At 50.9% G+C, this 15,862-nt stretch carries 13 protein-coding genes; 4 read left to right on the top strand and 9 right to left on the bottom strand.

Translation table 11 applies throughout. The annotated features are described in order from the left end of the window. Positions 1–195 precede the first annotated feature (195 nt). The 5 genes from AAC022_RS21495 to AAC022_RS21475 form a co-directional block, all read right to left on the bottom strand. Entirely contained in the window at positions 196–888 is a 693-nt protein-coding gene (locus tag AAC022_RS21495; RefSeq protein WP_339734295.1) for an ABC transporter ATP-binding protein, read from the bottom strand. Between the two features lie 4 nt (positions 889–892). Continuing rightward, positions 893–2,113, bottom strand: a complete 1,221-nt coding sequence (locus AAC022_RS21490; RefSeq protein WP_339734293.1) for an FtsX-like permease family protein — start codon at positions 2,111–2,113, stop codon at positions 893–895. Between the two features lie 44 nt (positions 2,114–2,157). Next, on the bottom strand, positions 2,158–2,952 hold the full coding sequence (locus tag AAC022_RS21485) for a hypothetical protein (RefSeq protein WP_339734291.1): 795 nt from the start codon (positions 2,950–2,952) through the stop codon (positions 2,158–2,160). A gap of 334 nt (positions 2,953–3,286) precedes the next feature. Beyond that, positions 3,287–3,679, bottom strand: a complete 393-nt coding sequence (locus AAC022_RS21480) for a hypothetical protein (RefSeq protein ID WP_339734289.1) — start codon at positions 3,677–3,679, stop codon at positions 3,287–3,289. Positions 3,680–3,955: 276 nt separating this feature from the next. After that, positions 3,956–6,223, bottom strand: a complete 2,268-nt coding sequence (locus AAC022_RS21475) for a sigma-70 family RNA polymerase sigma factor (protein ID WP_339734287.1) — start codon at positions 6,221–6,223, stop codon at positions 3,956–3,958. A 281-nt stretch (positions 6,224–6,504) separates the two neighbouring features. Between AAC022_RS21475 and AAC022_RS21470 the strand changes: the two genes are divergently transcribed. After that, positions 6,505–7,290, top strand: a complete 786-nt coding sequence (locus AAC022_RS21470; RefSeq protein ID WP_339734285.1) for an SdiA-regulated domain-containing protein — start codon at positions 6,505–6,507, stop codon at positions 7,288–7,290. A 126-nt stretch (positions 7,291–7,416) separates the two neighbouring features. After that, complete coding sequence (locus AAC022_RS21465) at positions 7,417–8,058, top strand: HAD hydrolase-like protein (RefSeq protein ID WP_339734283.1); 642 nt, start codon at positions 7,417–7,419, stop codon at positions 8,056–8,058. A 63-nt stretch (positions 8,059–8,121) separates the two neighbouring features. Here the strand turns inward: AAC022_RS21465 and AAC022_RS21460 are convergent, their stop codons facing one another. Continuing rightward, entirely contained in the window at positions 8,122–9,237 is a 1,116-nt protein-coding gene (locus AAC022_RS21460) for a dienelactone hydrolase family protein (protein ID WP_339734281.1), read from the bottom strand. Positions 9,238–10,749: 1,512 nt separating this feature from the next. Between AAC022_RS21460 and AAC022_RS21455 the strand changes: the two genes are divergently transcribed. Next, positions 10,750–11,832, top strand: coding sequence for a DUF1559 domain-containing protein (locus tag AAC022_RS21455; RefSeq protein ID WP_339734279.1), 1,083 nt, complete (start codon positions 10,750–10,752; stop codon positions 11,830–11,832). 1 nt (position 11,833) lies between these two features. Then, a complete protein-coding gene (locus tag AAC022_RS21450) occupies positions 11,834–12,148 on the top strand; it encodes a hypothetical protein (RefSeq protein WP_339734277.1) in 315 nt (104 codons plus the stop codon). A gap of 69 nt (positions 12,149–12,217) precedes the next feature. Here the strand turns inward: AAC022_RS21450 and AAC022_RS21445 are convergent, their stop codons facing one another. The 3 genes from AAC022_RS21445 to AAC022_RS21435 all read right to left on the bottom strand — a co-directional run bounded on the left by AAC022_RS21445 (position 12,218) and on the right by AAC022_RS21435 (position 15,289). Further along, a complete protein-coding gene (locus AAC022_RS21445; RefSeq protein ID WP_339734275.1) occupies positions 12,218–14,554 on the bottom strand; it encodes a M56 family metallopeptidase in 2,337 nt (778 codons plus the stop codon). Positions 14,555–14,556: 2 nt separating this feature from the next. Then, positions 14,557–14,928, bottom strand: a complete 372-nt coding sequence (locus AAC022_RS21440) for a BlaI/MecI/CopY family transcriptional regulator (protein WP_339734273.1) — start codon at positions 14,926–14,928, stop codon at positions 14,557–14,559. A 154-nt stretch (positions 14,929–15,082) separates the two neighbouring features. Beyond that, complete coding sequence (locus tag AAC022_RS21435; RefSeq protein WP_339734271.1) at positions 15,083–15,289, bottom strand: hypothetical protein; 207 nt, start codon at positions 15,287–15,289, stop codon at positions 15,083–15,085. Between the last annotated feature and the right edge of the window lie 573 nt (positions 15,290–15,862).

Here is a 15,862-nt window from a genome sequence, read left to right as displayed (position 1 = left end):
ACCGAAAAAAAAACGCCGATCCAACATAAAAAAAGTAAAGTAAGTACCATTAGGCACCAGCCGCCGTTGTGTTCCGTGAACGTCGTTTACTAACGGCGGCTGGCGCCGTGCCGCTCAGAAATTATAACAAAAAACCTCGGACACACTCAACATTGTGAGCGTGTCCGAGGTTTGATTGTAAAATGCAAAACAGACTTACGCTGATTTCAGTAAGTCCTCTTTCTGTGCGGAATGAATTGTCCCGTCTGTTAAAGTCAGGGTTCGTTTCGCACATTTGGCGGCTGATAAATCGTGTGTCACCATCACGATCGTCCGGCCTTCTTCGTTGAATTGCGCCAGAAACTCCATGACCTGCTCTTTGGTCGCAGGATCAAGATTCCCCGTGGGTTCATCCGCCAGGATCATCGCCGGATCATTGGCTAGCATGCGTGCCAACGCAACGCGCTGTTGCTGACCAACGCTCAACTCGGCCGGTTTGTGATGCAGGCGATCCTGCAGACCAACTTTGTGGAGCAACTCTTCTGCCCTTTGCTGCTGATGCGCAAGATTCTTCCGGGCCAGCAGCATTGGGACCTGCACATTTTCCACCGCCGTCAGATAAGGAATCAGGTTGAATGTCTGAAACACAAACCCGATTTTATTCTGTCGCAACTCCGCTCGTGACTCGATCGGCAAATCGTAAACCGATTCTCCGTCGAGTAAAATACGACCTTCCGATGGAGCCGACATGGCTCCTAAGATGGAAAGTAGTGTCGTTTTGCCACTGCCGCTGGGGCCGATGATGGCGACATAATCACCACTCGGAATTTCCAGGTTCGTGGTATTCAACGCGATCACTTCATCCTGCTTCTTGCGATAAATTTTTCGAACAGATTCTAACTGTAACATCGAATCAAACCTCCTTAAAGCAAGTACAGGGATCGAGATTGGCGGCTTGACGCGCTGGGAAATAACTGGCAACTAATGTGACCAGAACCGCAGTTCCCGCAGCCACTATCGCCAGGCTGGGAATCGGCAGAACCGAAACGTCAGCAAAAGCGGGCCCCAGGAACACGGCAAGCACACTGCCCACAATGTAACCTGTCAACCCACCGGCCAGACCGAGCAATACGGCTTTTGCCAGGAACAGCTGTGTGACGAAACGGGGCGTCGCGCCCAGTGCCATCAGCGTGCCGATTTCCCGACGACGTTCGATGACATTTGCAAAGCTGGCGCTGGCCATGCTGGCACCACCAATAGCGACCAGAATTGCCAGGAATAAATACGACAGATTGGTCATCATCCGGTTGATCGAAACCTGTGTCTCGACCACATTGGCGATTGTGACGACCTTGGTGCCCGGCAGCAGTGCCTGCAGATCGCCGACCAATCCGTTTGCCACATCTTCACAGCAGCCCATGACTTCGATGATGTTAACGACCTGTCCTGATTCAGAGAGCCTCTGAACCGTGTGCAGGTGCGCGAACACACGGCTGTCATCAACGGTGCCCGTCGATGGGAGCACAGTCAGTACACCGAATTTTTCTCCCAGCAGCGCGAGCGAGTCTCCGGCTTTCAGATTGTTGGCGGAAGCGAAGTCGGAACCCAGAATGACTTCCGATTTATTCAAATGCTGCAGGGACCGCCGTTCGGCCAGTGCTTCGGGCGCATCTTGGTTTTCGTCAGCGACATTGATCTTGGCTTTACAGCCTTCATGCTTTTTGAAGAGCATGCCGCCCCCCGACCAGGCATTCATCTTCTGAATTTCTGACTGAGGCAGAATCCCTGTCAGAATTACCTTGCGACCATTCAGTTCCGTCGGTACGCAGAGTTTAGGCGTAATGGCTTCGACGCCTGTTAGACCCGCCAGCGCGAGTTCGGCGACGTGTTCTTCAGGTATCGTTTCTGCATGCATGTCTGCGGCGTAATAGTCTTGCAGCGTGACGCCCTTCGGTAGAATGAGCACATTCGCGCCGAGCTTATCCAGCTTGCCGGCGACTTCTTTTTCCGAGAAAATGGTTACGTTGCGGATGGCCACCAAAGCGGTCACACTCAACACGATCGCCAGCAGGCTGGCAATCATCGCGGTCGGACGCTCGCGCAGTTCCTTCCATATGATTGATCTCATTGTCATGAGAGAATCCTCCTTGTCTGATGTGAAATGCGATTGACGGTGGTTTATTCCTTACAGTGTTTACATCCCTCAACGCCGCAGCTTTTGCCTGCCTTCTTCAATTCTGCGATCAATTGTTCGTGCGTCACATTTTCATTGAATTTGCCGACCATGACTCCGGGAGGCGCCATAAAAACGACGGTGCTATTATTGTTTTGCTGTGGTACTTCCAGTTCCTGTAGAAACGAAGACTCGACCGACTCTCCTGCAGAGACCAAGACCACTTCGACGACATCCTTATAGCAGGGGATCGCTTTGAAATTCTGCACGCCTTTGGGCAGTGCCGAGTTCCCGCCAGGATTCACACACAACAGAACCATCTTGCGGTTCTGTAAGGTCAGCATGCAACGCGACTTGGCCGGTGAGACAAACGACTGCTGAATATAGTCGGCGTTGATTTGTTTCACGAACGAGCCGGTGATCGCCCCGTTCGGTGCAATCGCAAGTGTCAACGGCATCGGAGCTCGGGACACGCCGTACTCTTTGACGAGATTCGCTTCAGCAGGATCATTGGTGTTGACGGCTGCGAAGGTGGTCGTGTCTGTCTTGCTCGACAAATTCTGCTGTAAACTGTTCCACATTGCCTTGGTCGTATCATCCTGGTTTTTCCAGAACATGATGAACGTGTATTTATTCTGCTTCGACGCAGCAGCGCGGGATGTTTCCACCTTACTGAGTGAAGCAACCCGCTGTATTTTCTGCGCAGAGGCGACTGTGGTGAAGATGACAACGATGCCACAAGCCACTAAAAGTGCAAATCCATTTCGATGGCTGGAACGTGTAATTGAATTCATTAACATATAACTTGACTCCTTAACTTTTGTATGATTGATTTGTATTTATTTCAAAATGTGATTCTGACACCAGGCCGCTTAGAGGAGCGTGGCAGAGCACGTTCCCCCAGATTGTTGTTGTCCAGCTCTGTGGCGTTTTTGCGTGAAACTGCCATGTTTACCTGGGTTGCAACAACGTTAAAATCAGAAAATACCCCCAGGCTTCGTGTCCACATCAGGCGAATCTGTGGCACCTGTTTCTTTAATGCAATCTGCATACCAACACAGAAAAGCAAGAGGGAAAAAGGGTTCTGACGTGAGCCTGTCAGACACGCGGGCCAGCGCGACCCAGAAGAAAAATCTATAAGCGCAACGGTACCGAAATGGGCAGCCTGGAAGAATCTACGTCGCTGTTTTTCGAGGCGGCTGTGAACGCTGAGAGACAATAGGGATCAACGACCACATTCAAAGGCACCGTGATGCCCCGCAGATGAACCGCAGGCGTGGTTTGTGCAAACACGATCTCGGAAAGATGACAGAAACAGGGGCAATCATGATGTTCGTCATGGCTCTGTGTCAGCTCATTTTTGAGAATTGGTCGGGAATGAGAGCAGTGTGAACAACAGGCGGGAGCCGAAACCGTCATTTCCGATTCGCAGTGTGCAGCATCCCCCGTGTCGGCGAATCCGTGGCCCCAGCAGACAGGGCATGGTTGCAGCAGCAAGGCGATCAAAAACAGGCGGATCAGCTTCATCTGAATCTCAAACTCAAATCGTGACGACAGTATGTTTTCATTTATTTCCGTGGATCATTTACCGGAAAGTGTGATCATAGTGACCACAAAATGAATCGGAATGTTTTCCTTTTTATCGTCCCGCAGACTTCAACACCTTTACAGCAACTTGCTGTTTGACGTGTTCATTTTGCCTTCGTTAGAGGACAAATCGCACGGTTTTGATCGTCATACAACGAACCATTCCCCCCCATACCACCCAGTCGCCGGAGTGTGAGGGAACGGTAAGCGTTCTGTTTAGGGAGATTGCTGAATCTGTTTCAGCAACGTAGGTATGGGTACCTGATCGGTAGCACTGGGGGCCCGCAGTCCTTTGCGTCCGTAGACGAAGATCACTAAACGCCCCTTACACATGCCTCTATTTTTCCATGCACTGTTGAGTCGGCGTGCCTCGTCTGCGTTACTGCAGCAGAATGCGTAAACAGCGCAGAAGCTGTCGAGGTTGCCCGAAGCAAATGGGTTGTCATAGAATCGTATGAGAGTCGCGTCGACAAATTTCAGTTCTGGAACATCAGCTAATCCAAGCTGGATTACAGTTTTCTCATGCAATATTTCTTGAGGCAAGGGATAGGCAAAGCCATTGTCGAGCCGCTGGAGAAACCAGTTGTCAGGAATCAGTTCGTCGGGCATCGTAATGATGGCTGCCTCGGCTTTGTATTTTCGAACGAGCGCCAGTTGCGACGGATTCGGCTTGAATAGTGGCTTATAAGGTGGAGAGACTCCCTGTAGAGCGTCTGTTGTGTCGACTTTCTGTTTGGTTTCCGTTGCCCAGATTGCGTTTGCCGTCAGACCTGCCCCCAGTGCAACTGCCAGACTACTAACCGCCAGGAGCGGCAGCCAGGCGGATCGTGGTAATACGAGCCGTACCTTGATCACGCGTCGCAGCAACAGGAGACTGAAGAGGAATCCCAGGCCGGCTGTCATCACAAGTTGCGAGGGCAGGCCTTTCGGCGGCACTGGTGGTTTGAAGGCAGCCGGCACCTCGACTCTGACACGCGTGCCGTCCTGCGTGTAACGATAAACAACCGGCTCACTCTGTACCGGTCGCTCGGGTAAAATCACTGACTGCAGCATGGCCAATGACAAAAATGCGACAACCCCCGACACCAGACCGCCAATCAAGATGACGTGATAGCGCCGTGCGACCGGCTTGATGTCGACACTGTCCTCGCTGGAAACAACGTTACTGAATGAAACATCACGATTGTTCCGTTTTCGCCAGCGTTCAATGAGATCCCAGACAACCAGTCCGGAGCTGGCGACGAACCAGAACCAGAACGGAACTGCTCCCTTCGAGAAACTGAAGGGTTCTTCGCGCGGCACACTCGACAGCCAGCTTACGGCAATGACGATGAAAAAAGAGGCTCCGAGCAGAATCTCCCATAAGGCCGACGGAGGCCGCTGTTCGGACAACTGATCCGCGGCAGTCAGCGGTTGGTTGCGCAGCGTCCAGATGCGCCAGGCAAGCTGCACCGCAAGCGTCAGAAACAATGTGGCCATCAATCCAAATGCCACAACAGAACCGGGCATTGTCGAGAATTTTGCGGAATCTTTTAAAGCCACAAGACCGTACATAATCCCGACATACGACAACACAAACAGTCGCTGTTTCCAGTCGGCTGGAGGAATCGTCCAGGTCCAGCGTCGGAAGGGATACGTTGGATGAGCGGCATAATCGCGGCCGAAGGCCTGCGCTCGAAAGAATTCACGGACCCAGGCCGGCGGTCGTATTAACAGCGCGAACATGATGACCACAAACAAAAGCAGAACCCAGCCTTTCAGTAACAGAAACAACAATACGTTACCGGCAATTGCTCCGAGCGTCACGATAAATGGAAGCAGGCCCCCTGTTGTGGACTTGGCGACAGTCACGCCCACCCCACCAATGCCGATCTTCGCCAGGGATGCGGTGAGTGAAGTCGACGCGGCCTGTGCCGAATTTTCTCCGAAGAACGATGTCACAGCCGCGATGGTCGTCATCACACCAAAACTTTGGAGTCGCTTTCGGAGCTGTTCCACACCGCGTTGCAGTCGGCGCGACATCGTCGCCTGATTCACCCCCAGTTGATCTGCCACCTGCTGCTGCGTCTTACCTTGCAGATAGTGCAGGACAAGGGGCAACCGCAGATCGTCGCTGAGCCCGTTGAGAGCCCGGTCGATGAGTGGCTGCATTTCGTTCCACTCGGACGATTCCGTAATGATGACCGGGGAATTTGCAACGGCCTGTTCCCGACTTGTTCTCCGCTTGCGTGACCGAACAATGTTCAACGAACGACTTGTCGCCAATGCGTGCAGCCATCCCGCAATATTTTCTCGCACCGTGTACGCTTTGCGGGCGAGCTCCAGGAAACACTCCTGACATAGATCTTCCGCCGTGTGCTTATCGCCGGTCACGCGCAGACCGATGCTGTATACCATTCCCGCATACCGATCAATGAGTTCTCGGAACGCGGCTGGATCGCCGTCTTGGCAGTATCGATGCAGTAGCACTTCGTCCGTCGTCATTTCGTGTTTCCTCGGGTAGTGTGTCTGTATTAAACCTCACTTAATTGATGACACCACCGACTACGAAAATATGCGGTAAGACTGTTACAATGACAGAAAAAGAGACGAATTGCCACCGAAATGGCCCAAAGAGCGGCGCTCCCAAAATGCATGGAATGACGGTACAATGTGTTGAACAGGGAGTCATTTTTCTGTTCTTACCAGAGCGATCTGTTTCTATTTCGCCTGACAGAAATGCGAGTACCTGTTTAACACTTCGCAATCACAGAAAGGTTTTCTGGATGTCAAATACACTGGAGCTGGAATTTGAATCCGTGTTCCCGATCAAACACAAAGCGAAAGGACTTTCTGAACCATCGGGGCTGGCGCTGGCACCCGATGGTCGCCTCTGGACGGTTTGCGATGAGAGCCGCAAACTCTTTTGCATCGACCCACGGGGGCAGATTTTATCGACACTGGACATCGACAATGAAGGGCTGGAAGGCATCACCTTCGATGCGGAAGGGCGCGTCTGGGCCGTTGATGAAGATGCCGCGAAGATTATTGTTTATGACCCGCAGACCGGAAATCAAATCGCTGCCTGCAAGCTGAAAGACCTCGACGGATATTGCGCGGTCGCCGCGGATTTTAAAGGCAATAAAAACAAAGGCCTCGAGGGGATGACCTTTGACCCGCTGCGATCTGAAATATTGCTGTTGAAGCAGGCGAGCCCCGGCTTGCTGATTGCGATTACCACCCAAATGGACCGGATCACTGCCATCGATCGCCTGGACGAACGAAGTGGATTTACCGCCGACAACGTCGATGCAAAAAAACTCCATTTTTCAGGCATGTGCTATGATGCGGCCCGCGATCTGTTCTGGATCGTAAGCGACAAAGCAGAACGCGTTTTCACCTTTGATCGCCGCCGCGGCACGGTGATTCAGAGCCTCGCATTGAAGAACACACAGACGGGCGATGCCATTCATGATGCGGAAGGGATTGCCGTCGACGTGGAGGCGCAGCGGCTCTACGTGGTCAGCGATACCGAAGCCGAACTGTATGTGTTTCGAATCGTGTCAGAGTGATTGTCTGAATTCCGGTTTTCAGTCATACTCAAATTATCTATCATTGACAACATCTTTAGCCCTCATGGAATCAGGTCAATACAATAGCTTGCAACCGAATTACAACTCAGAATACAAGAATCAACAATGAAACTCGAATGTAAGACTCTTATTCTAGACTTGGATGGAACAATCAGTGACTCTAGTTCAGGGATTATCAATTGCATTAATCATGCTCTAAAAACACACGGATTGCCTACTGCATATGACGATTTAATCAAACAGGAGATTGGTCCTCCCCTGAATGAAACGTTTCTCAACTTGTCACCGGGTATAACGCCATCCGAAGTAAGCAAGCTTGTCTCCACCTATCGAGAACGATATTCCGAGATCGGGTATTCTGAAAACTTATTATACCCAGGGATTCCTTCTGTGCTTGACCAACTGAGACATGCCAAGATCACTCTTGGTGTTTGTACTGCAAAGCGTAAAGATTTTGCAGAAAAAATTTTGTCTCTATTTGGCTTACTCGAATATTTTGCCTTTGTTGATGGAGGTGATATTGGTGTAACCAAGGGCTCCCAATTAGCAGGCCTGATGAAATCCAAAATAATCGATGAACAGGCAATTATGGTAGGTGACAGAGCTACGGACATCACATCAGCACAAGAGAATGGTCTACGATCTATTGGCGTTTTATGGGGTTTTGGAGATTATGAGGAGTTATCCCAAGCATCTCCTGCTTGTATTCTTGAAAAAGTAGATGAACTTCCTGGGATCGTTATCTAGTAAACCCCGTCACTGCTTTGTACTTGATTGAGTTCAAGACGAACGACCGATACGGCTCTATTCTCACAGATGTTTTTCCACAAACGCCCAGGCGGCTGCATCGTTGAATTCGTGGCCCCCTTCGAAGATGACGTGCTCAAAGCGATCGTTGAGATTGAGTTTTTCATAGAACGCGGCAGCGCGGGGGGCTATCTGTTTGCCGGTTTCTCTGTGCGAGGCGTTGTCGCGAGAACCGGCCTGAATTTGATGCGCTCGTGGGCAGATCAGCGCGACAAGGTCGGCGTCGTTAAATAGCGTCATTCGATTCATGAACCGGAAGTCGCTGGGAACGGAGAGTTCGTCTTTCGCATAGCGGCCTTCCTGCACGCCGAAGTAACAACTGGAAACCGAGACTTTGATCCGGGGATCGACGGCCGACGTGACCTGCGCGTAGTACCCACCGTACGAAAGGCCCACCATGCCGATCCGGCTGGCATCAACGTCGGGGCGTTTGATCAGTTCATCGATGGCATACGTAATCTTGGCGATTTCAACGGCGGTGATGCTGGTGCCGATAAGTCGCATCCGGTCATCAATCTGCCGTCGAATGTCTTTCGGAAATTCATCCGCGCGGAACAGGTGCTGCGGTGCGTAAACAATGTAACCCCGCTTCACCGCACCGCGGACCATGTCGCGATAGTTGGCACCGCCGTTGAACAACGCCACTTCAGGCGAACCGCCGCCCCCATGCATGGAAATGATCAAAGGCGTTTTCCCTTTGGCGGATTTGGGCACGATGAATATTCCTTCGGAATGCACGCCGGGCAGAATCGGGAAGATCGCTCGGTAATACACGCCGATGGTGTCTTCACCAATTTGTGTATAGGACGCTGGCTTGACAGGCCGCTTGCCGGGAGGCGGGTAGCCGATGCTCTCACAGAACGCGGCACGCAGAGGTTCTGCCGATTTCGCAAACGCCTCCGGAGAAGCATAATCGGGTTGAAACAATTTCTGAAATCGGCTGCGGTCAGCGGCGATGGTTTTAACATATTCATCCAGCTCGCGCGCCTGTTCGTTGCGCAGCGGATTTGAATCGGCCACCTTTTGATTGAAGTACTCTGGTTTCGCAGGCTCGGATTGTGCCTGCGCCAGTGTGGGAATTACGATCCAGATCAACGCCAATACCTGAGCCGCCTTCATGCCTGTGTCCTTTCGATGTCGTTCATAGTGGAATTATTTCAGGTTGCGATTCTAACCGGGAGAATCGGCGGCGCCTATTGGGAGACGAATTACGAGTTGTTGGGGTGAGAGAAAACACTTTGTTTCAAGGTGTATTCGGCACTGTCGGACAAGCCGATCAGTGGCACACGGAGGGGGAAATAAATTTGATCTGGCGTGTAGGGTGCGGCCCTATGTGGCCGCCCGCAGTGACAGGGTGGTATGCTTACCAGCGCGCGAATGCTACCACTGGTCCCATCGACAGAGTAAAAAGAGTTGAGCATCACAAGGCGGGCGGGCACGCAGGCACCGCCCCTACGTTTCTGTGGCCGAACGGTCTTGGGGCCAGCCGATCAGTGGCACCCAGGTCTGTGATATTGTACGGTGATTTCCTACCACGAAAAGCACGAAATTACACGAAAAGTTTTAGTTAGAGTGGCCTCGAATGTGATTCGAGGTTGGTGCAGACAACACGAAGTGTAAGAAGATACGAGCAGTTTCATAATAATGGAACGGAACCGGAGATCAACTCCGTTCATCATAACGCAAACAATGTCGATCCCGCGCGCGAACACTTGAGTTTGCAACTACCTGGCACAAACACTTTCTCTAAAAGATCCCAGGTTGCTGAGGAAGTGGAACAGTTTCCTGCTCGCTTCGTTCGTCCCGGATTGCAACCGAGCCCACCCATTTTCGAAGTGGAAATCAATACTGGATTAGATAAAAGGTGTCAGCCGCATCGATGTGCTCAGTTCGGTTTCATCCGGGGTTTAATCAGGCGTCAGCAGTGCCAGATTTTCAGCTCTCGCCGTTCGTGCCTTTGGCGATAATGGGGGGACTTGATTGTGCTGCGAGCTAGCCCGGATGGTGGGTTGCACGTGGATTCCGCTTTACCGTATTCAGAGTGAGACTTGATATGAATTTGTTTTGTCTGCAGGTGATGGTCCTGGTTTTTGTCTTTGTGTTTCACATTGTCTTTGTTATGGGGACCGAATTGTTTTCACTGAAGGTGCATCTTCGCGAAGGGCGTGTGGGGGTCAAGTTGAGTGATGCGGAGAATTGGTCTGAGCCTGGCAGAAGTTGGTTTAGGCTTGTCAGGACCATGTCGCAAGCTGGTTTAAGCCTGTCAAAACATGGTACTGCTCAGGCGGCAGTTGTTGGCAGGGCACACTCGGATATCGCTCTGAAACAAGGGGTTTTCATAGTGAACCACGGGTAGATGCGGATGAGAGCAGCAGTAAAAAACGTCTTCACTCGTGCGCGCGACTCAGGTAACGCATCTTCGTCGGCGCAATCTGTGTGTCAAGTTCGGTTTGTGCTCTGGAGAGCCAGTCGCGTGTTAAAACTGCAGTGGTGATGGTGGAGATGCGGTGCTCAGAATGTTTCTGGTTTTGGATTGACATGAATGTAGCATCGGCTACAATGTCACGAAATGTAGCACAAGCTACAAATGATTCGCTCGCCCCTTGTTCCTTTTTTTGAAAGTGGATCAGGATGTTGATAAGGAAACGCAACGCTGCCCCTCGGGGATTCACGCTGATTGAATTACTGGTTGTGATTGCGATTATTGCCACGTTGATTGCATTACTCCTGCCAGCGGTGCAACAGGCGCGGGAAGCCGCACGTCGGAGTCAGTGTAAGAACAATTTGAAGCAATTTGGGATCGCGCTACACAATTATCACGAAACGCACTCTGCGTTCCCTGCAGGTTACTTTTCGTATGGCACCAGTAATGGATCGGGGCCTGCTTGGGCGAACATAGACCCGGATACGTGGGATGCGGCTCCCGGTTGGACGTGGGCGGCGATGCTGCTGCCGTATTTGGATCAGGCGCCGGTGTATAACGCGCTGGATGTGAATCGTCCCTGCTGGGATCTGGCGAATGCGAGTGCCGCTCAGACGAAACTGTCGGTCTTTCTCTGCCCGACGTCATCGGGCGGTGATGAGCCTTTTTTAATTCAGGATGCGGCGGGGAGTCCGCTGTTAATGGGAGGTGCCCAAATTCTGTTTGGTCGTTCGCATTATGTCGCCAGCCATGGTCAGGAATCGTGTTGGGGTGAATGTGGGTCAAATACAACGGGTACTGTTTTTACCGACATTTATACAAAAGCGACAAAGGTCGTTACGATTAACGGCGATGCCTCTAAGGTCGCAGACGGGCCGTTTTATCGGAACTCACGAACACGGATGCGGGACGTGACCGATGGCACATCCAATTCGATCTTTTTGGGAGAACATTCATCCAAATTGAGTGATAAAACATGGGTCGGTGTGGTCCCTGGTGCGTTTACCCATCCTCGGTTTTCCACGCCGGAAAATGGTCCTGATGCGGCGGCGACGCTGACGTTGATTCATGCGGGACCATCGGGGGGGGAGTTGGATATCACCGGTTTTCCAATCATTCACCCTGCTAACTTTCCTACGTATCATGTCGGGCAGATGTATTCCGAACATGTGGGCGGCGGGCATATCTGTATGGGAGATGGTTCAGTACGATTTGTTTCCGAAAATATCGATCTCCTCTTGTGGTCTGAGTTGTCAAGTATCGGCGAAGGCGAAGTGATTGGAGAATTTTAAGATGGGACAGCGATGGTTCAAGTTACAAGTTGTTTTTGTCGTGATGGCTTTGCTTCCACTCACTGGTTGCGGTTATCCAGAAGTCTCGCCGCAGACGTATGAGATTTCGAAAGCCCTATATTCGGTGTGTAATCAGAAGAGCGAAGAGCGTCTTGTTGTTGTTCAGGAATTGATTGAGGGCTCGCTGGAGAACAAAGAGATCAGTGAGAATGAGGCGGACTGGTTGAACGGAATTATAAAGCAGGCGCAGGAAGGGAACTGGAAATCAGCGATGCAGGAAAGCCGTCGGCTGATGGAGGACCAGGCGGATCGATGATTAAGAGGCTACAAAAAACAGTGCACGAAACAGTTATTTCTGCGCCTCTGATTCTCGAACTTGTTTTCTTTACTTTATTGGTGTGATTGATTCTACGGGATCAGCCGGCGCCTCAGGATCGCCAAGCATGTTCGTTTTTACGAGCAGGTACTGAAAGAGTTTTGGTTTTGTACTCAGTGTGGCAGGAAGTGAAATCAGCAGCGATTGTTTCTCTTTCAGGTTGGCAGCCATCCTGATACGTTTCTGTTCCACGCTAGGATGTTGTGTAGTCACAGTTTTGCCAGAAGTCAAAGTCTCTATTGTCTGGACGTGGGAGATTTCACTTTGTTGAAAAAATCCTTCAAGGCGCACTGCTGAGTGATCTTCCGTTAAGGTTGGTCTGAGTGAGCTTCTCCTTCCCTCTTCAATGATTTGCAATTTCGGTTTCAGTTGTCCTGCTTCATCTTTTTGCACGTCGATCACAAAGGGGCGATAAACCAGATTATTGAAGAAGATTCGTTGGCCGTTAAAAACCGTTGCTTTAGGACCAAAAGCAAGATTGCTTTGCTTGGCACTCTGTGCGACTTTGATTAACCGAAGCTCCTGTTGTTCATTCAGTACGGCAACGCGGACGGGAAAATATTCTTCCATGGCAATGCTCGCTTGAACTATCGGCTGCTGAGCCGCCTCGGGGAGACGTTTCAGTTTGGTATCATGTTTCGCCGAAATAAAACCTTCCAGTGCGGTCCATTCAATACCTGCTTGAGCAGCGATATCAGCAGATGTCGCGATCTCGATGGTTTGAATGGAGACCTGACCACAGCCACTCTTTGCCCAGGCGTTGAGGAGAATGTCGAGTTCCTCGTGAAACGATTCAGGGGCTCGAACAACGAGACGGTTATCCTGATCATATTTCGCAGCGGCCTGTGGTGGTAGTACACCAAAGGGTTGATCTTTTCGATCCAGTCCCCCTGCTTGTCCATCCAAAGGCTGATATGTTCGATACAATCCATCCAGTTGAAAGTTGACCAACCCTAAAAGATACTGGCGTGTCTGACTTTCAGGAATTTTTCTTTCCTCGGAGATATTCTTGATTGGCTCCGTGACTTCAAAAATACGAACGTACAAAGGTTCGAAACTCGAAGCCGGGGGTTGTCTTCCACAGTCCAATCCAGAAGACCATTGATCTTGGTTATCTTCCTGACTCTGCATGTTTTGCTGCTCTGGTTGATCTTTAATATCGGCCAACCCAGTTGCAGTAAAAATGGCAATGACTGTGATGACGGCTGTCGTTTGCAGCGGGTGAATTTTAACGGTCGCAGAACGGAGTGCCTTGAGCCGATTAGCGAGAGACCGCTTGCGCAGCGGGGAAGTCAGGAATCCCAGCAGGGAAACTGGTAACGTCACGCGCCAACGGGAACCAGTATCAGGCCGCAGGGCAAGGGTGAGTAACAGCTCGCTGTATTCACGGGGATAATCACTTTGTGTGCTATTTTCATCCTGCTGTTCCCGCCAACGGAGGACCATCGCATCGCGTGATTGTTCGCGCAGACTGTGAAAGCGTGTAGCGGCCAGCCAGTAGAGGGGGTTCCACCAGTGAAACAGTCGCAAGCCGAATAAAATCCAGTTGACGCCGAGGTCCCGACGGGTAATATGCGCTAACTCGTGAAGCATGATGAGCCGGAGTTGATCGTCATCCAGGTCCGTCACATCAGTGGGCAGTAACAGTTTGGGGCGAACGGCTCCCATGACAGAGGGTTGTGAAATATCGTCAAAGACAATGATCGGAATGTGTCGGCGAACATGAATCTGCTGGCAACAGTTTTTCCAGAGCTGTAACAGTCGTTGATCTGTGGAAGTGGGAACCCGATTAACTTTTCGAGTGAATCGCCAATGCGTGAACAGCATGCGTCCCAGGATCAGCATGGCACCAGTAAACCAGATTGGGGGTAGGAATAGAAAGAACCACTCGAGAAAGAATATGAGGTATTCCAGCAGTGTATCGGTGATGCTGACTTCGGGTGCTGTTGTCTGGGGTGTGATTGCCAGGGGGGCTTTGATGAAATCTGTGTTTGAAACGTTCTGCAGAGCCGCGTTTCTTGAGCTAAAACCGACGGGCTGCAATGGTTCAGTCAATGTATCAACGGGGGGCTCTTCCGAGGTAGACTCCTGCACTACTGCAACGAATAAGTTTTGCAGGCTATAGGAACTTTCTAAACTAAAACCGTAGGGCATGGTAAGTCTGATGAGAACAAGGCACCAGAGCAAACCCATTTGTCCCGCCGTTAGCCATCTGCGCGCGAAGAGGTTCACCAGCAGAACAGGGGCCGCCAGTATCGCGGCGGCGATTGTGGTAGAGATCAACAGGAATGAAATATACTCTGAGAGTTCATTATAATAATTCGAAGCGAATAGGAATTCATTCATGATCAACGTTCCTTGTCATCGAGAATGCGGCGGAGATCTGCAATTTCCTCTGCAGAGAGTTTTGTGGTTTGCATGAAGTGCGCGAGTAAGGGAGCCGGTTCGCTGTCGAACACGCGATCTAAAAACGCGCGGCTGGCCTGCTTGATACAGGCAGAACGTTTGACGCGGGAGCGATACACGTATCGGTTGCCCTGCTCTTCAAACGTGAGCACCTCTTTTTTGACAAGGCGATGCAGCATGGTTTTGATCGTGGGGGTGGCCCAGTCGGTCTGGTCGGACAGACGGGCGACGATCTCTTGTGACGTGAGCGGCTGGCCGTCCCAGACGGTATTCATGACCTGCCATTCGGCGTCGGAAATAGAAATCTGTTTCATTTTGAAAGTTCCTTCTTGAGTGATTACAAATGTAAATAACTACAAATGTAAACGGTGTCAAGAGGAGACTGACGGAAAGCGGTTAGAAAAGGTGTGTAGCGAACGCGAACTGATCTGTTTAGAAAGGTAAAGAATCGGTTGAAACATGCGCTGCTCAACCTTCCCTTTTCAGGGCAATGGAAATGACGATTGGAGATGCGACGGCGAGAGTCAGATACAGCAGCATATAAAATCCGGGGTCGGGAGCAGAACTGAAAGGGTTAATCACTTCCATGAATTGGATCAACGCCAATCCCGTCAGATACAGGCAGGTGAGAAATGTGACGAAGATGATGCAGAGATGTAAAATTCGTTTTTTCATTTTCATGAGACACCTCAATTAGATTATGTCGCTATTGATTTTACCCCCGTCCTCACGCGTAGTGAATATCGAGAGGCCAAATCAGACGTACAGTCAAACCAATTCTACATCACTCTTCACCTGTCGCGAAAGGGGTTGTTGGTAACAGTCATGCGTTTTCTGACTTTCGTGATCGGAATTGCCGCAGGATTCGTATGAATAACGCGTGAAAGTGCCATAAAATCGGCAGATCTTCGAAAATCGCGCTTGTGAAGGCTGTAGAGATCGACTAAAAGTAGTGCATGGATATTGAACTGAGGATCGTTACGCACCTCAATTCGATCAGTTGATCCCTTCAACGTCCCACCTGGTTTCCTGCAACGCGCTCCCTGAGATGGTCCTGCGTATCGTCGAAAGGTTCTGTTTGAATCAAAACAGTTAACAGATTGTGTTGCTAACCCTTGTTGTTCCAAACTTTGTCTGGAACACAAGTCTGCTTTTGCACTCGAGCGGTTTGTTCAATGTGCGCCCCTTTTCCAGCGTTAGCATGGAGAGTCTGCAGGCGAATGCGTTCGCCTTCCAGGCGGACCGTGC

This window comes from uncultured Gimesia sp. (genome assembly GCF_963976445.1).
Classification (GTDB): domain Bacteria; phylum Planctomycetota; class Planctomycetia; order Planctomycetales; family Planctomycetaceae; genus Gimesia.
This window is presented reverse-complemented; position numbering and strand designations above follow the sequence as displayed.